This is a genomic window from Campylobacter sp., assembly GCF_030528245.1.
Classification (GTDB): Bacteria; Campylobacterota; Campylobacteria; order Campylobacterales; family Campylobacteraceae; genus Campylobacter_D.
This window is the reverse complement of record NZ_JAUMZG010000035.1, coordinates 1-13,927: the sequence shown is the minus strand read 5'-3', so window position 1 is coordinate 13,927 and position 13,927 is coordinate 1. Positions and strand designations below refer to the sequence as shown.

Here is a 13,927-nt window from a genome sequence, read left to right as displayed (position 1 = left end):
AAGCACTTACGCCAAGACTTGAAAATCTGCTTATCATATTACTTAGGCTTCCAAGCCCAGGGCCAATATCCACCATCAAGCCCACGTTGGAGATTTTGGAGGTTTTCCAGTTGCTCATGCCATTTGCAGTAGAGCGGGAGAGGTGGGTGAGGTGGGAGAGGCCTGTGCCTGCTAGCACACTCATCGCAGAGACTCCGACCTGAGCCGAGCCCAGTCGATCGATGGAGTTAAAGCCCATGGCTTCGGCTAGCTCTTTTGAAATTTGACCCTTGGTTTCGCGCAGGGAGATGGAGGCCTGAGAGACGAGCTTGTCATGCTCAAAGCCAAAGCCCTTCCCTTCTACGGCTATATCACGCCCGTCATTTTTCACCAAGGACAAGCGGCCGTAGTTTTCCATCATATTCGCCGATATGCCCGCAGCCCAGCCCATCACCCCATCGATCTTGATGCCCCGACCCTCGCGGGAGGTGAGGACGAGCTTGCCCTCCTCATCGATGGCCGCCTCCACCCCCGTGGTATCTTTGACCGAATTTATCGCCGCTCGCAGGGCTCCGTTTTTGTCATTATCCTCGTAAGCAATCTTCCCTATGATGACGCCATTGATGCTAAAATTATCCCCGGTAGTGCCTTTTTCCACGGCCTTAGAGCCTACGGTTTGGACATTGAAGGTAGCCCTGACGCCTGTTTTGTCAGAAACCCTATTGATCTCCTCAGCCAGAGCCCCAAGTCCTGTGCCGACTGAGGTGGAGATGACGACATCTTGAATTTTAAAATCATCGATACCGTTGTAGTTTTTGATGGTCATGGAGGCCGTGCCGCTTATGATAACCTGCGTCCCCGTCTCAAAGCGCGTAAGCCCGATTTTGGAGCTTTGGGTTGAGCCTATGGTCGCCTTGATGGTTTGGTTGGACTGGGAGCCGATTTGGAATTCTTGGTTGATGAAGCCCCCGCTTAGAAGCTGCTTGCCGTTGAAAACGGTCGTGTTGGCGATGTTGTCAAGCTCTTCCATGAGCCTGTTAATGTCGGCTTGAAGCATGTTTCTTGTCTTGGTGCTTTGGCCGTCTTGAGCGGCTTGGGTTGCCTTGACCTTGATGGTGTCTAGGATCTTGATCTGCTCATCCATGGCCTTATCGGCGGTTTGGAGGATGCCCTGAGCGTCCTGACCGTTTTGGATGGCCTGACCCAGAGTGGAGGCCTGAGAGCGCAAAGAATCCGCGATCGCCATCCCTGACGCATCATCGGCGGCTGAGTTGATCCTAAAGCCTGAGCTCAGTCTTTGCAAAGCGGTGTCTAGGCTTTTGTTGTTTAAGTCCGCGTTAGCCTTGGCGTTGAGTGCGCCGACATTCGTATTGATACGAAATCCCATTTTAAATCCTTTCAAAATATTGCTTGCGAAAGGATAAGCAAGAAGCGTTCCAATTTTAAATTCCGCTCTAGAATGGGAAAGGTGAAGGACGTTGGGGGGTTAAAATTTCAAAATGAGGAAGGTGAGGCAGGGGTTAAAAAAGCCCTTGCGCGCTTTTCAGTTTCGCATCCAGCTCGGTCCTAAAAAGGCCAAGCCAATCCCGATAAGCAAGCAAAAAGGCGCGCAAAAAGGCTTCATCGTTTTGAATTTTAAGGGCGTTTTTGAGAAACGCGCCCTTTTGGATGAGAACGGGGCTAAGTTTCCCGTCATTGATGGGAGCGTCTTGAGAAATTTTCTCATCAAAACGCAGCACAAGCTCAAAAAATTTTGACAAAAGTGCCGGGGGCACTTGCGACAGGTCCCTTTCCAAAAGCCTCTTTAAGGCCGCCAAAAGCTCCTCTGCCTCGTCTAAAATTTGCAGGCCTCCGTCCAAATCCGCTTTAATTTTGGCCCTGAATTTTTGCAAAAGTTTTTGGGCCTGCTTGTCTGTGAGTCTCTCAGGCGCTGGGAAACGAGGCTTTTGCGCGCTCAAATCCTCACAGCACACCCTAAAATCGCGCTCCATGCTTCCTGCAATCGCCGCACCGCTTGAGGCGTTGATGAAGCTGATTTGCGGATGCAGGGCGATGAGATTTTCTAGCATTTTGAGGTAAAAATTCCAAGTCGTGTGCGTCATCACCTCCCCGCCGCCCACGCCCTTAACCTTAAAATACTCGATATCGCACCCAGCCTCCGCCCCACTGCCTAGCGCGTAAGAGGCCGTGTGCGAGGCTCCGTCCGCACTCAGGGCAAGGTCTTGCCCTAGCATGATGAGCCGCTTGAAGCCCAGTTTTATGGCGAGAGTGTAGGCAAAATGCGCGACATTAGAGCCAAGCTCCAAAAAGCCAAAGTCCTCCAAAAAGGGCAGAGCGCAAGCGGGGTCCGTGCCCAAAACCACGCTTAGGGGCTGATTTTCAAGGCTTTTTAAGGTTTTGGGGTGGGTGGAGTAGCCGCAGATGAAAAGCGCCTCACAAGCCGTGCTTAAAAAATCCCGCGCCGTAAAATCAATGTCGGCGTTGAGCACATAGTCAGGCCTTATGCCCTCGCTCAAAAGGGCCTTGAGCGCCCCGTCGGTGCAGAAAATCACGAATTTTTCCTGATGCGCCTTTAGCAGGGCTAAATTTTCGTCCAAACTCGGTCCCGCCGCGGCGATTAGGGCTGTTTCAAAGGCTGCGTGGCGCTGGGAAATGATGCGCTTGATGGGGATGTGGCGTAGCAGGGTGGGGACATTGGAGAGGAAATTTTTATAAGTGCTAAAAAGTATATCCCTAGCCCACAGACCCCGCGCGCTTTTGAGGTGTGTGATGACCTTTTTGCAAAGCAAATCACAGGCCAAAAGATGCTCATAAAAATGCCTTTCGTAAAAACTTGAAGCGATGAAGAGCTCATAAAGATCTAAATACTCATAGTGCTGGTCAAGAAGAAAGCTTAAATCACGCTCTAAATCCGCGCCAAAAAGGTCTAAAAAATAAATTTTCCCCGCAGTGATCTCTTGGCTAAAATCCTCAATTTCAAGGCTTTTGAGCAAAAATTCCAAGGCGCTTTCAAACACAAAAATACGCCCATAATGCGCGGCTAAATTTTTTAAAAGCCCCGCATCCCCCGCGCCATAAAGCATGATGAAGGGGTAGCGAAAGCTTGCTTGCCTGATGGGGTCGAGGCGATTTTCTGGCTCAAATTCAAGGACTACCCCCCCCCCCCCCGCTTTGAGCGCGCGAAGCTTGGAGACTAGAGGGTTAAAGCCGCTTTGAGCAAGAGCGTGGAGGTTGGCATCAAGAAACATAGCGGGGGCTTTCCTTACTCAAAAATGGGCGATTTTAGCACAAATTTGCAAAAATATCTTATAATGAAATTATGAAGTATAGGGAACTAGTGCAGATTGCGGACTTTTTTTCGGGCTTTAGGCGACTGAGCTTTATAAGGCGCATCGGGGATAATGTGCTCGAGCTCATCCTTGACAAAAAGAGCTTTTTGGTGGATTTGGGCCGTGAGGAGAGTGGAATTTACACGGGTGAAATGGGGCGCAAAAGCTACAACGCGCCCTTTGATGCGGCCTTGAAAAAATACTTCACCGCTGCCCAGCTTTGTGAGGTTAGCGTGGCGGAGAACAATCGCATTTTGTGCCTGAGTGTGCTCGCGCAAAAGTCCTACAAAAGCCTGAGGGCTAAAATTCATTTTGAATTCACCGGCAAAAACACAAACGCCATCATCACGGACGAGGCGGGGGTTGTCATTGAGGCCTTGCGGCACATTGAAAAAAGCTACCGTCAGGTGAGGCCGGGGCTGTTTTTGGAAGCGCTAAGGCCCTATAAAATGGATGAGTCGGGAGTAGAAATCACGCATTTTGAGGACTATTTTTCGCAGAAATTTAAGGAGCTCAACACGCGACGCATCGCAAGGGCGAGGGCGCAAAAAGACGCTCAAATTCTTAAAAAAATCCAAGCCCTCAAAGCGCATTTTGACGCCTTAGAAAGGGAGGAGGAGCTTGAGGGGGTGGCGGGGCTTTTGCAAAAAAAAGCCGCCGTGCTTTTTGCGAATTTAAGCCGCATTAAAGAATACGAGCGGGAGTTTTTTTTGGAGGACTTTGAGGGTGGGAGGCTTGAATTTGTGCTGGAAAAAAGCGCCAAACTCAGTGCCAACGACTTCTACAAGAGGGCCAAAAAACTCAAGCAAAAGGCCAAAAACATCTCCCTGCAAAGGCAGAATTTGGAGAGTAAGCTGGAATTTTTGCAGAATTTAAGGCAGCTTATCGAAAAGAGCCAGAGCCTTTTTGAGCTTGAAATTTTACTGCCGCAAAACAACAAAAGGCAAGAAAAAAGCGGGACGAAAAATCAAGACATTGGCTGTTTTTATTTTGGGGATTTTAAAATTTGCGTGGGAAAGAATGAAAAAGGCAACGCCGCCCTGCTTAAAAACGCCAAAAAAGACGATGTGTGGCTGCATGTTAAGGACTATCCAAGTCCGCACACCTTCATCACGCACAATAAACAAAAAATCAGTCCCGAAGTGCTAGAATTCGCCGCCAAGCTCTGCGTGCGCTTTTCAAGGCTCAGCGCGGGGGCGTATGCGGTCGATTATACGACGAGAAATTTTGTCAAGGTGAGGGAGGGTTCTTTCGTGCATTATAGTCAGTATCAAACTCTCACCGCTTTAAAGGAGTGAAAATGCCTGTCGGTCCCATAGGAAATATGAATTTCATCCATCAAAACATGGCCTATCCCGCCACTCAGGCTAGCAATGAGCTGGCTAAGGAGGGCTTTGCGGCGCATTTGAACATGACGGAGTTTAAGGAGAAGGAAAGGGCCTTGGAAAAGCTTGAAAAGGTCGTGCAAACGCAAGAAACCAGCGATGCGGTCGAGGAAAAAAAAGAAGAGGAAAAAAAGAAAAAAAAAGAGGAGCAAAATTTAGCACAGGATGAGGCGCAAAGCGAGGAAGATGAGGATGAAAAAGATGAGGCCGAAACGAGCGCCTTTGAAAAGGCTCAAGGCATCCCGCACATTGATATTAGCATTTAAAAAGGAAAAGCGTTGGATAAGACAAAGATGATTTCAGCCCTGGTGATGATAGCGGCGGTTTTGCTCATCATTTTGATGGATGTTTTTTGGGTGAATTTTGTCGTTTTTGCCCTTCTGCTTTACCTTAGCCTCAGCGAGGCTAAGAGGCTTTTTGCGCTTCAAAGCGCCTCCCCTCTCCCCGCGCTTTTGGCCTTTATCTTGGGAAATTTTAACGACAAGGTCCTATTTTGCGGGCTTTTGATGGTGGCTTTGATGGCCGGGTATTTGGCCTATAAAAAGAGCGAGAATTTCAACCCGCTTTTGATTCACATCTACCCCACCCTGCCCCTTTTGGCCCTGTGGCAGGTCTATCTTAGCGGGGGGATCTTTGCCATCTTTTGGCTCATCGTCATCGTCGTGCTTTGCGACAGCGGGGCGTATTTCATCGGTAAAAATTTTGGCCAAAGACCCCTTTGTCAAACCAGCCCCAACAAAACCCTAGAAGGCGCCATTGGCGGGGTGCTTTGCGGACTTGTGGGGGGGTGTTTGGTGGGTGTTTTTGTGCATGAATTTTTATTCTGCGTGACGCTTTCTTTTTGCGTGTCCGTTTTAGCGGTGCTAGGCGACTTGATAGAGAGCTATTTCAAGCGCAGGGCTGGGCTTAAGGACAGCGGGGATTTCATCCCAGGCCACGGCGGGATTTTAGACCGCATCGATGCCATCATCATCGCCGCCCTTGGTATGGTTGTGTTTTTATGATAGTTTTTGGAAGCACAGGCAGCATAGGCGTCAATGCCCTCAAACTCGCTCAAAAAAGGGACCTCAAAATTTCAGCCCTAGCCTGCGGGGAAAATATCCAGCTTTTAAACAAACAAATCGCCCTTTTTAGCCCTAAATTTGTCGGCATCAAGGAGGCTAAAAACAAGCCCCTGGTGCGGCATGAGAGCGTTTTTGTCGGGCAGGAGGGCTTGGAGCGGATTTTGGAGCTTTGTGAGGATGAGCTTTTGCTCAACGCCATCGTGGGTTTTGCGGGGCTTAAAAGCACCCTAAAGGCCGCCCAACTTGGCAAAACCATAGCCCTTGCCAACAAAGAAAGCCTCGTGGTGGCGGGTAAATTTTTAAAAGGCGCTAAAATTCTCCCCATAGACAGCGAGCATGCCGCGCTCAATGCCCTCCTCGAGGGCAGGCAGGGCATCAACAAGCTCTACCTCACCGCAAGCGGCGGGGCCTTTTTCAAGCACAAGACAAGCGCCCTCAAAAGGGTCCGCCCCAAAGACGCCCTCAAGCATCCCAACTGGTCCATGGGTGCCAAAATCACCATCGATAGCGCCACGATGGCGAATAAGCTTTTTGAAATCATCGAGGCCTATCATCTTTTTGGCCTTGAGGGGCTTGACGCCCTCATCGAGCCTCGCTCCATCATCCACGCCCTGTGTGAGTTCAAAGATGGCGGCACGAGTGCCTATTTTTCAAGGGCAAACATGAGGCTTGCCATTTCGCAGGCGATTTTTCAAAGCCGGGAACTGCCCGTTTTGAAGCCTCTTGATTTTGTTAAACTTCCTGATTTAAAATTTCACAAAATCAGCACAAAAAAATACCCCCTTTTCGGTCTCAAAAAAGCCCTCCTGCAAGCGCCTGACTTGGGGGTGATCATCAATGCGGCCGATGAGGTGATGGTGGGGAAATTTTTAGGAGGGAGGTGCGGCTTTTTGGACATTGCGGCAGGGGTTTTTAAGGCGGTGGATCGCTTTGGCACGCCGCGCCTTGAAGACACGGAGCAAATTTTTGAATACGACAGGAAAGTTAGAGAATTTTTAAAAGGATAAGGGATGAAAATCGTAATATTTTTGCTGACCTTAGTGATGGGCGGACACGCTTTGGACTTTAGCGTGGGGGAAAATGGCGATGCTCCCGCGGATAATAATAATACGATTTTGATTTTTGGCGGCATACAGGGGGATGAGCCGGGGGGCTTTCACGCGGCGAGCCTGCTTTTGAGCGACTATAATATCACGAAGGGTAAGATCATCGTCGCGCCGAATTTGGCCTTTGAGAGCATCATCAAAAGGAGTCGCGGCGTGCAAGGGGACCTCAACCGCAAATTTGCAAACATCAGCCCCAAGGATCCCGACTATGAAACGGTGCAGAGGATTAAAAACCTCATTTTAAGGCCTGAGGTGAGTATGGTCATCAACCTTCACGATGGCTGGGGCTTTTACCGCCCGACCTATGAGGACTCGCTCAAAAACCCCAAACGCTGGGGGAATTCTAGCGTCATCGACACCAAAGAAATCAACGCCACCGCCTACAACGACCTCGAGCACATCGCTAGCCAAACCGTAGATAGCGTCAATGCTTCCCTGGCCGATCCCAAGCATAAATATTTTCTCAAAAATACAAAAACTCAAGAGCTCAACGACACCGAGATGCTCAAGGCCCTCACCTACTTCGTCATCTCCAACAAAAAGGCCGCCTTCGCCAATGAAGCGAGCAAGAATTTGCCCGTGCATCTTAGGGCGTATTATCATCTTTTGGCGGTGGAAAACTACCTCAAAACCGCCGGGCTTGAGTGGGAGCGTAGTTTTGAATTAAGCCCCGAGGGCGTGAAAAGCGTGATAAATAGGGAGCTTGAAGTGCGGCTTTTTGACGATAAAATTTTGCTCTTTCTCAAAAATCCCCGCAAAACCATCTCCTACCTGCCCTTCCCTGTCAATAAGGAGCTAAATTACCGCACCAGCAACGAACTGACCGCGGTCGTGGCGGATGGGGCGAGCTTTTTCGTGCAGTATGGCAACCGCTTCCAAACGCGCATCTACCCCGAATACCTCGAATTCAGCGATGCCTTTGAGGAGGTGGATTTCATCATCGACGGGCAGGAAAAATCCGTGCCCTTTGCGAGTAAAATCACGGTGAAAAAGTACTTCCTCATCCCGAAAATTCAAAATGTGCGTGTCAATATCATCGGCTTTGACCACGGCAAGGATGAAAGCGATATTAGGGCGGATAAAAGCAAGATGAAGGCGCAGTATTCCCTAGACAATACGGGTAAAATTTACCGCGTGGAATTTTATGAGATGCGCTGGGCGAGATTTCAGCAGCTTTTGGACTACAAAAAGGGCGACAAGCTCATCAAAAACGCCAAAACTTTAGACCTTGCCACCCTCAAATCCGCCGCAAGCAAGGATAAATTTTTGGGCTCTGTGCTTGTGGAATTTGAATGAAAACCCTCATCCTCGCCATAGAAAGCTCCTGCGATGATAGCTCCATCGCCCTCATCGACAAGGACACGCTAGAATGCCACTTTCATCAAAAAATTTCCCAAGAAAACGCCCACTCAAATTATGGCGGGGTCGTGCCTGAGCTTGCCGCGCGCCTTCACAGTGAGGCTCTGCCGCGGATTTTAGAGCGATGCGGGGACTATTTTGAGAGGCTTTGTGCGATTGCTGTTACCAACGAGCCCGGCCTTAGCGTTTCCCTAGTCGGAGGTATAGCCATGGCTAAAATTTTGGCCCTTAGCCTCAAAATCCCTCTCATCGCCGTCAATCACCTCGTGGGGCACATCCACTCCCTTTTTTTGCAAAGCGAGGCCAAAAAAAATATGGGCATCCTGCTCGTAAGCGGGGGGCACACGATGGTGCTTTTTGTGGATGAGGCGGGGGGCGTGCAAATTCTAGCCCAAAGCACAGACGATAGCTTTGGCGAGAGCTTTGACAAGGTCGCTAAGATGCTAGGGCTTGGCTATCCGGGCGGGGAGGCGGTGCAAAAGCTAGCCCTAAAAGCCCAGCAGAAAAGCCTGAAATTCTCCATCCCCCTCTTGCGTTCTAAGGAGCTTGCCTTTTCTTTTTCGGGGCTTAAAAATCAGGTGCGCCTTGAGCTTTTAAAGCACGAAAATTTAGACGATGAAACAAAAAGCGAGGTCGCTTACGCCTTTGAGGAGGCAGCTTGCGGGCACATTTTGAGGCAGTGCGAGAGGCTTTTTAAAATTCACGCCTTTAAGCATTTTGGCGTGGTGGGGGGGGCGAGCGCGAATTTAAAGCTCCGAGCCCATCTCAGGACCCTTTGTGAAAAATACAGCGCCACGCTTCACCTCGCGCCGCTTGAATTTTGCGCGGACAATGCCCTCATGATAGCAAGGGCGGCGGTTGAGAGCTTTAAAAGGGGTGAATTTGCGGCCCTAAACGCCGACATCCTCAGCCCGAAAAATCAAAATTTAAGCCGCATCTAGGAGGAAAAATGAAAAAAGCCTTTACCATTTTGGAGCTTGTTTTTGTCATCATCATTTTGGGGATTTTAGCCGCCATCGCCCTGCCAAAACTAAGCTCCAGCAAGGACGAAGCCGCCATAGCCAAGGCCCTCAACAATCTCAGAACCTTCATCAACGATACCAGCATTTACGCCCTGAAAAACGACGCCCTAGCCCCCACCAAAACGATGAGCAACATCGCGGAGATTGAGGCGGTGGATTTGGGGCAGAATTTGCAAGATGTGGGCTTTAAGGTTGGAAACGATGCGCGTTGTGTGGAATTCATCTTCGTGCAAGGAGGGAGCTTTGTTTTGATGGGGCTCTCAACCAACCCCGCGATGAAAAACGCCATCAAAAATATCGCCACAGGGGCGAGTGCGGACACACTTGGAGGGCTTGATTTTACAAGCCCTTCGCAAAATAAAACCTGCGTGGCCCTGAGTCAAAATGAGAATTTCAAGGCCCTAGCTAGCAAAACCTACCTCCTGTTAGGAACGCACCCATGATCATCAATAAAAGCTACAAAATCAAATCCTGCGATGATGTCGAGCTTGATCTACCCCGCTCCAGCGAGAAAAATCCCAAGCTAGAATTCAAGCTCTGCTGGGAGGATAGCGCGGAAATTCGGGCCTTGATTTGCATCATACCCGGCCTTGGCAATGATGCTGATGAGAATTACCGCGAGCATTTGGCACAATTTGTAGCCACGCAGTATCAGGCTGCGGTGCTAAGCATCAACTACCACTGCATCGGCAACCGCAGTCTCACGGGCTCGGATTATTATTTGGACGCGATCGACAGGCTCATTTGGGAGGAAAATTGCAAGAGTCTGCGCTTCAAAATGCCCTCTTCGCAAATTTACAGCGAGCAAAAAATGATAATGCTCCTAGAAGCCCTCAACGCTCAAATTCTAAAGCTCAAAGCCGCCCGAAAGCTCGCCCCCCACTTCCACCCCACGCTCACCGCCACCATCGCTCCGGCTAGGGGAGAGCATAATAATTTCGGCGTGATGTCCGCCCTTGATGTGCTCAACGCCCTCTTTTTCGTGCAGAAAAATCCGCCCTTTGAAATAGCGGGGGGGGGGGGTCGACCCAGCACTCGACAAATTCTAGCGCTGCGGCAAATTCCACCGCGCCCTCAAGCGCCAAGTCCCTACCCGTGATCATGATAGGCTCATCACACGGGGGCTATTTGGCACATTTGGTGAGCAAAATAGCCCCTTGGGCTGTGGATATGGTCATTGATAATTCAGGCTATGCGAAATTCCCTTGGCGCCTGATAGGCCTTGGTAAAGAGGTCGACTATATGAAATTCATGTCCGTGGGCGCGCCCTTCAAAGAAATCAAACTCCATTTTTTCGACAAAACCTTCTGGACCACCAACCCGCACTCGCCCAACTTTTTCTCCCCCGCACGCCGCAAAATCCGCTACATCCTAGAGCCCCGACACCTTGAAATCCAAGCCGCTTATCCTAAGCCTATTTATGTCGGCTACCACTCGGCAAGGGACGAGAACATCGCCCCGCCGCACGAAAAACAAGAGCTTTACGCGCTTTATCAAAAATTAGGCTTTGATGCGACCCTGCACATGTTTAGCGATGAGAGTGAGATCGATGGCAAATTTATCAAAACCCTAGACCACGGGCTTGGGATGAGCATCAAATCCCTCATCAACAAAGAGCTACCCCCCATCCTCGAAAAGCTCCGCCGCCGCGCCGCTGCGTCCTCTAGTGCCGACTCCAGCACCGCGCTAAATTCCCCCGCCCGAGTGTCCTCCCGCGTCTCTCAAGCCAGGCCCGCCGCGAAAAATTCCGCCGCAAATCCCCCCCTCCTCATCCCTCGCAGTCAAAACAAAAGCATCGCCTACCCCTGCGACGAGCTGCTTTACACCTTCAGCGAGAAAAATCACAAAATGCGGCTTGAAATTTCAAGGCTCGACGAGGACTGAGGCGCCGCAGAAATTCCCCGCCGCCTCAAACTCCTCGTTTTCTCACGGATGCTAAAATGGGCTAAATTGAAGGAGCGAGGATGCTAAAAGATGCGCAAATTTTTATCAAGGGCTGCGATGATGTCGAGCTTGGGATCAAGAGAAAATCACGGCTTGAATACCGCGTGAGCTATGATGATGAGCGGGAGCTTGAGGGGATTTTTTTCATCGTGGGGGGCTTTGGGAGCAACGCGGACATCAGGATGCTAGACTTCACCCGAAAGAAATTCGCCACCCAGCTGCCCATCATGGTCGTCAATGTCTTTTATCACTGCTTTGCTTGCCGCAAGAGCAATGAGGAGGCGTATAGTGCGGAGTTTTTCATCACCCGCCAAGATGTGGAAGGCCTCAAAAAACTCCTAGCCAAGCTGAATTTAAGCCTCAACGCCTCATTCAACTACAACGAGCACTATGCGAGCCTTGAGGATTTAGTCCGCACGCAAAAGGAGGCGGGGAAATTTGAAGCGGACAAAAAGCTAAGAGGCTTGAGCTACACCATCATCCCCAAAAACAACGACTACCAAAACTACCTCATCATGCCAGCCATCGATCACATCCTAGTCCTCAAGGACATCCAAAAGCGCTTTCAAAAAGTGAAAACTAGGATCTGGCCTCGTCCGGGTGCGGAATCTGTGAGCGCCGAGGCGCGCGGGGCCAGCCCTGAGTCTGGCGACGGGATAAATTCTAGCGGAGAGAATTCTGGGGGCAATGCGAGCCCCGAAGCACGCGGGTCCCAGCGAGGATCCCAGCCAGCAGGCATAGGCGCCCTGCCTAAAATTTACGGGGGGGGGTGTTATGGCGGACAAATCGCTCACATCATCGCCAAAATCGCCCCCCAGCACGCCCAGGGCGTCATCGATATCGCCTGTGCGCCTCTGCCAAAATATGAGATGTTCATGGGGAGGGAAGTGGGAAATTCGGAGTTCAGCAACCAAACGCCGCATTTGTTTATCGACTGCTATGTGCAGACCCTCTGGACGAAAGAGACTTTCACCCCCGCGCACTTTCAAATCCGAGCCCTTTTAAACGCCGCCCACCTCAAGATCCAAAGCGAGGCAGGGGGGGGGGGGACGATTTTTGTGAGCTACCACTCCGCGCAGGATGAATTTGACACCGCTAAGGACAAACAAACCTTATACGAGGCTTACAGGGAGCTTGGCTTTGATGCGACCTTGCACCTTTTCAAGGATGAGGGCGACATCGATGGCAGGGTGGTTCGCGACCTCACGCATGGGGGGATTTCTAACGATAGGGTCTTCAAAAAGGAGCTGCCCAAAATGCTAGCAAAACTCAGGGACAGGGACTTCACCGCGAAGGAGGGCCAGATCGCTTACCCTTGCGGGGATAAAATTTTCACCTTCAAGGACCGCGGGGATCGATTCACGCTTGAGATCACAGACCCTACAAGCGGGGGGGGGGGTAAAACCCGCCTCAAATCTTATCCGCGCGAAAAATCCGCTGAAAAGGTAGAGGTTTAAAGACGCTCCGACGGTTGAAGCCTGCCGGCCGCACCAGTTTGATGCGGCTGCGAAATTCATGCCATCCTCTCGCAAGCGCCGCCGCCAGTGTCCGCCCTGCCCCGTCCGCAAGGCTACCGAGCTTAAAGCCTCCTGCCGCGTCAAAATTTCAGCCACTCAGGCCCCGTCCTGCGCGCTAGAAAATCTCGCTCGCAGAAAATTCCCCTCGCTGCCGACAAAAGCACTCCTGCCATCGCCGTGGCGCCGCAGAAAATTCTAGCGCGAAAAATTCCCCCACCGTCCCTCACAAAAGCGCGCTATCATCTCGCTCTAAAGCGCGCAGGGTCTCCTCCAAGTAGCCGCGCGCCTCGATGCTGACAAGGGGGGCGTTGCCGAAAATTTCCCGCTTGAAATTCTCGCTTTCTTCTAAAATCTGCCTTTGTTTTTCTAGGCTAAAAATGCTCTTTCTCTCCAAATGGCGCACGAAAAGCCAGATGCTGCTATGCCGGCTCATCCCTTGCTCGTCGATGATTTTCCCGCTAAATTTTTTGTAGTAGCGGTAACCCACCCCCGCCCTCTCCTCGATAAAATGCGTGAAGGTATAACCCACCGCATCCGAGCCCAAAAGCACGATTTTGCCGCGCCGCTTTGAGAGCACGTCATACACGCAGCCCTCGCCAAAGCAAGTGCGCGCCTGATGCAAAAAATCTCTCACGCCCTCCCCCTCCAAAGCGAAAGAATAAATGGGATCATCCGTGCGCACCACGCCCTCCTGGCGTCTGAAAAATTCCGTCAAAATACCCATAGTGCTTTTGTTGTGCCTCTTGTCAAAGTCCCTGCCCCGACAAAAATCATAAGTGAAGGTCGGCATGATGAGCGTGCCCTTTGGGCCTAAAATTTCTCTAAAGCTAGAGAGCAAAATGTGCAAAAATTGCTCCTTTTTCACCAGTGCTAAGCCCAGATTGAAAAGCTCCGTATGCACGCAAATGCAGTCCGCACGCCCTATTCCTACGCGCTCCAAAAGCTCACAAAAGTCCCGCTTGGTGAGGGTTTTATCCTTGGCTTGCAAAAATTCCATCAAAGCTCCCGCAAAAGTCCGGCCCCAAGCAGGGTCCTAGCTAGGTCTTTGAGCTCATAGCCCTGAAAGCCCATGATCCCCGCTATCTCACACAAATCCCGCCGCCCATCGCTATAAGCTAGCAAATCAAGCACGGGCTCCAAAAAGCCCTCTTTTTGCGAAAATTCTATGTAAAGTCCCCGCTTTCCAAGCTGGGGCTCGCACAGGGTCGTGGCCGCGTAGGTG

General features: G+C 50.8%; 15 protein-coding genes. 10 read left to right on the top strand and 5 right to left on the bottom strand.

What is annotated here, in order from left to right; translation table 11 throughout:
* Both Q4A73_RS06310 and Q4A73_RS06305 read right to left on the bottom strand, forming a co-directional pair.
* On the bottom strand, positions 1-1,366 hold a 1,366-nt coding region (locus tag Q4A73_RS06310), incomplete at its 3' end, for a flagellin hook IN motif-containing protein (protein WP_303206607.1).
* 133 nt (positions 1,367-1,499) lie between these two features.
* The gene (locus Q4A73_RS06305) at positions 1,500-3,227 is read right to left on the bottom strand and encodes a 6-hydroxymethylpterin diphosphokinase MptE-like protein (RefSeq protein WP_303206606.1); all 1,728 of its coding nucleotides are present in this window, start codon (positions 3,225-3,227) and stop codon (positions 1,500-1,502) included.
* A gap of 71 nt (positions 3,228-3,298) precedes the next feature.
* Between Q4A73_RS06305 and Q4A73_RS06300 the strand changes: the two genes are divergently transcribed.
* From Q4A73_RS06300 to Q4A73_RS06255, 10 genes are all read left to right on the top strand, one after another.
* Entirely contained in the window at positions 3,299-4,606 is a 1,308-nt protein-coding gene (locus Q4A73_RS06300) for an NFACT RNA binding domain-containing protein (RefSeq protein WP_303206605.1), read from the top strand.
* Positions 4,607-4,608: 2 nt separating this feature from the next.
* Positions 4,609-4,959: a hypothetical protein gene (locus Q4A73_RS06295; RefSeq protein ID WP_303206604.1), complete on the top strand. Its 351-nt coding sequence runs from the start codon at positions 4,609-4,611 to the stop codon at positions 4,957-4,959.
* Positions 4,960-4,986: 27 nt separating this feature from the next.
* Positions 4,987-5,697, top strand: coding sequence for a phosphatidate cytidylyltransferase (locus tag Q4A73_RS06290; RefSeq protein WP_303206608.1), 711 nt, complete (start codon positions 4,987-4,989; stop codon positions 5,695-5,697).
* On the top strand, positions 5,694-6,764 hold the full coding sequence (dxr, locus tag Q4A73_RS06285) for a 1-deoxy-D-xylulose-5-phosphate reductoisomerase (RefSeq protein WP_303206603.1): 1,071 nt from the start codon (positions 5,694-5,696) through the stop codon (positions 6,762-6,764). Before Q4A73_RS06290 ends, dxr begins: the two co-directional genes overlap by 4 nt.
* Before the next feature lie 3 nt (positions 6,765-6,767).
* On the top strand, positions 6,768-8,159 hold the full coding sequence (locus tag Q4A73_RS06280) for a M99 family carboxypeptidase catalytic domain-containing protein (RefSeq protein ID WP_303206602.1): 1,392 nt from the start codon (positions 6,768-6,770) through the stop codon (positions 8,157-8,159).
* The gene (gene tsaD, locus Q4A73_RS06275) at positions 8,156-9,163 is read left to right on the top strand and encodes a tRNA (adenosine(37)-N6)-threonylcarbamoyltransferase complex transferase subunit TsaD (RefSeq protein ID WP_303206601.1); all 1,008 of its coding nucleotides are present in this window, start codon (positions 8,156-8,158) and stop codon (positions 9,161-9,163) included. The genes Q4A73_RS06280 and tsaD overlap by 4 nt, the downstream gene beginning before the upstream one ends.
* Before the next feature lie 8 nt (positions 9,164-9,171).
* Complete coding sequence (locus tag Q4A73_RS06270; protein ID WP_303206600.1) at positions 9,172-9,687, top strand: prepilin-type N-terminal cleavage/methylation domain-containing protein; 516 nt, start codon at positions 9,172-9,174, stop codon at positions 9,685-9,687.
* A complete protein-coding gene (locus tag Q4A73_RS06265; protein ID WP_303206599.1) occupies positions 9,684-10,343 on the top strand; it encodes a DUF2920 family protein in 660 nt (219 codons plus the stop codon). Before Q4A73_RS06270 ends, Q4A73_RS06265 begins: the two co-directional genes overlap by 4 nt.
* Positions 10,344-10,372: 29 nt before the next feature.
* Positions 10,373-11,128, top strand: coding sequence for a DUF2920 family protein (locus tag Q4A73_RS06260; RefSeq protein WP_303206598.1), 756 nt, complete (start codon positions 10,373-10,375; stop codon positions 11,126-11,128).
* An 80-nt stretch (positions 11,129-11,208) separates the two neighbouring features.
* Positions 11,209-12,645: a DUF2920 family protein gene (locus Q4A73_RS06255; RefSeq protein ID WP_303206597.1), complete on the top strand. Its 1,437-nt coding sequence runs from the start codon at positions 11,209-11,211 to the stop codon at positions 12,643-12,645.
* 140 nt (positions 12,646-12,785) lie between these two features.
* Here the strand turns inward: Q4A73_RS06255 and Q4A73_RS06250 are convergent, their stop codons facing one another.
* The 3 genes from Q4A73_RS06250 to Q4A73_RS06240 form a co-directional block, all read right to left on the bottom strand.
* Positions 12,786-12,932, bottom strand: coding sequence for a hypothetical protein (locus Q4A73_RS06250; protein ID WP_303206596.1), 147 nt, complete (start codon positions 12,930-12,932; stop codon positions 12,786-12,788).
* On the bottom strand, positions 12,929-13,702 hold the full coding sequence (locus Q4A73_RS06245) for an AAC(3) family N-acetyltransferase (RefSeq protein WP_303206595.1): 774 nt from the start codon (positions 13,700-13,702) through the stop codon (positions 12,929-12,931). Before Q4A73_RS06245 ends, Q4A73_RS06250 begins: the two co-directional genes overlap by 4 nt.
* The coding region (locus tag Q4A73_RS06240) for a winged helix-turn-helix domain-containing protein (RefSeq protein ID WP_303206594.1) at positions 13,702-13,927 on the bottom strand (226 nt) is incomplete at its 5' end. The genes Q4A73_RS06240 and Q4A73_RS06245, both read right to left, overlap by 1 nt.

Bases quoted from the DNA above. Each gene is read 5' to 3' on its own strand.
- Q4A73_RS06305 (WP_303206606.1), bottom strand. From the start codon at position 3,227: ATGTTTCTTGATGCCAACCTCCACGCTCTTGCTCAAAGCGGCTTTAAC.
- Q4A73_RS06300 (WP_303206605.1), top strand. From the start codon at position 3,299: ATGAAGTATAGGGAACTAGTGCAGATTGCGGACTTTTTTTCGGGCTTT.
- Q4A73_RS06295 (WP_303206604.1), top strand. From the start codon at position 4,609: ATGCCTGTCGGTCCCATAGGAAATATGAATTTCATCCATCAAAACATG.
- Q4A73_RS06290 (WP_303206608.1), top strand. From the start codon at position 4,987: ATGATTTCAGCCCTGGTGATGATAGCGGCGGTTTTGCTCATCATTTTG.
- dxr (WP_303206603.1), top strand. From the start codon at position 5,694: ATGATAGTTTTTGGAAGCACAGGCAGCATAGGCGTCAATGCCCTCAAA.
- Q4A73_RS06280 (WP_303206602.1), top strand. From the start codon at position 6,768: ATGAAAATCGTAATATTTTTGCTGACCTTAGTGATGGGCGGACACGCT.
- tsaD (WP_303206601.1), top strand. From the start codon at position 8,156: ATGAAAACCCTCATCCTCGCCATAGAAAGCTCCTGCGATGATAGCTCC.
- Q4A73_RS06270 (WP_303206600.1), top strand. From the start codon at position 9,172: ATGAAAAAAGCCTTTACCATTTTGGAGCTTGTTTTTGTCATCATCATT.
- Q4A73_RS06265 (WP_303206599.1), top strand. From the start codon at position 9,684: ATGATCATCAATAAAAGCTACAAAATCAAATCCTGCGATGATGTCGAG.
- Q4A73_RS06255 (WP_303206597.1), top strand. From the start codon at position 11,209: ATGCTAAAAGATGCGCAAATTTTTATCAAGGGCTGCGATGATGTCGAG.
- Q4A73_RS06245 (WP_303206595.1), bottom strand. From the start codon at position 13,702: ATGGAATTTTTGCAAGCCAAGGATAAAACCCTCACCAAGCGGGACTTT.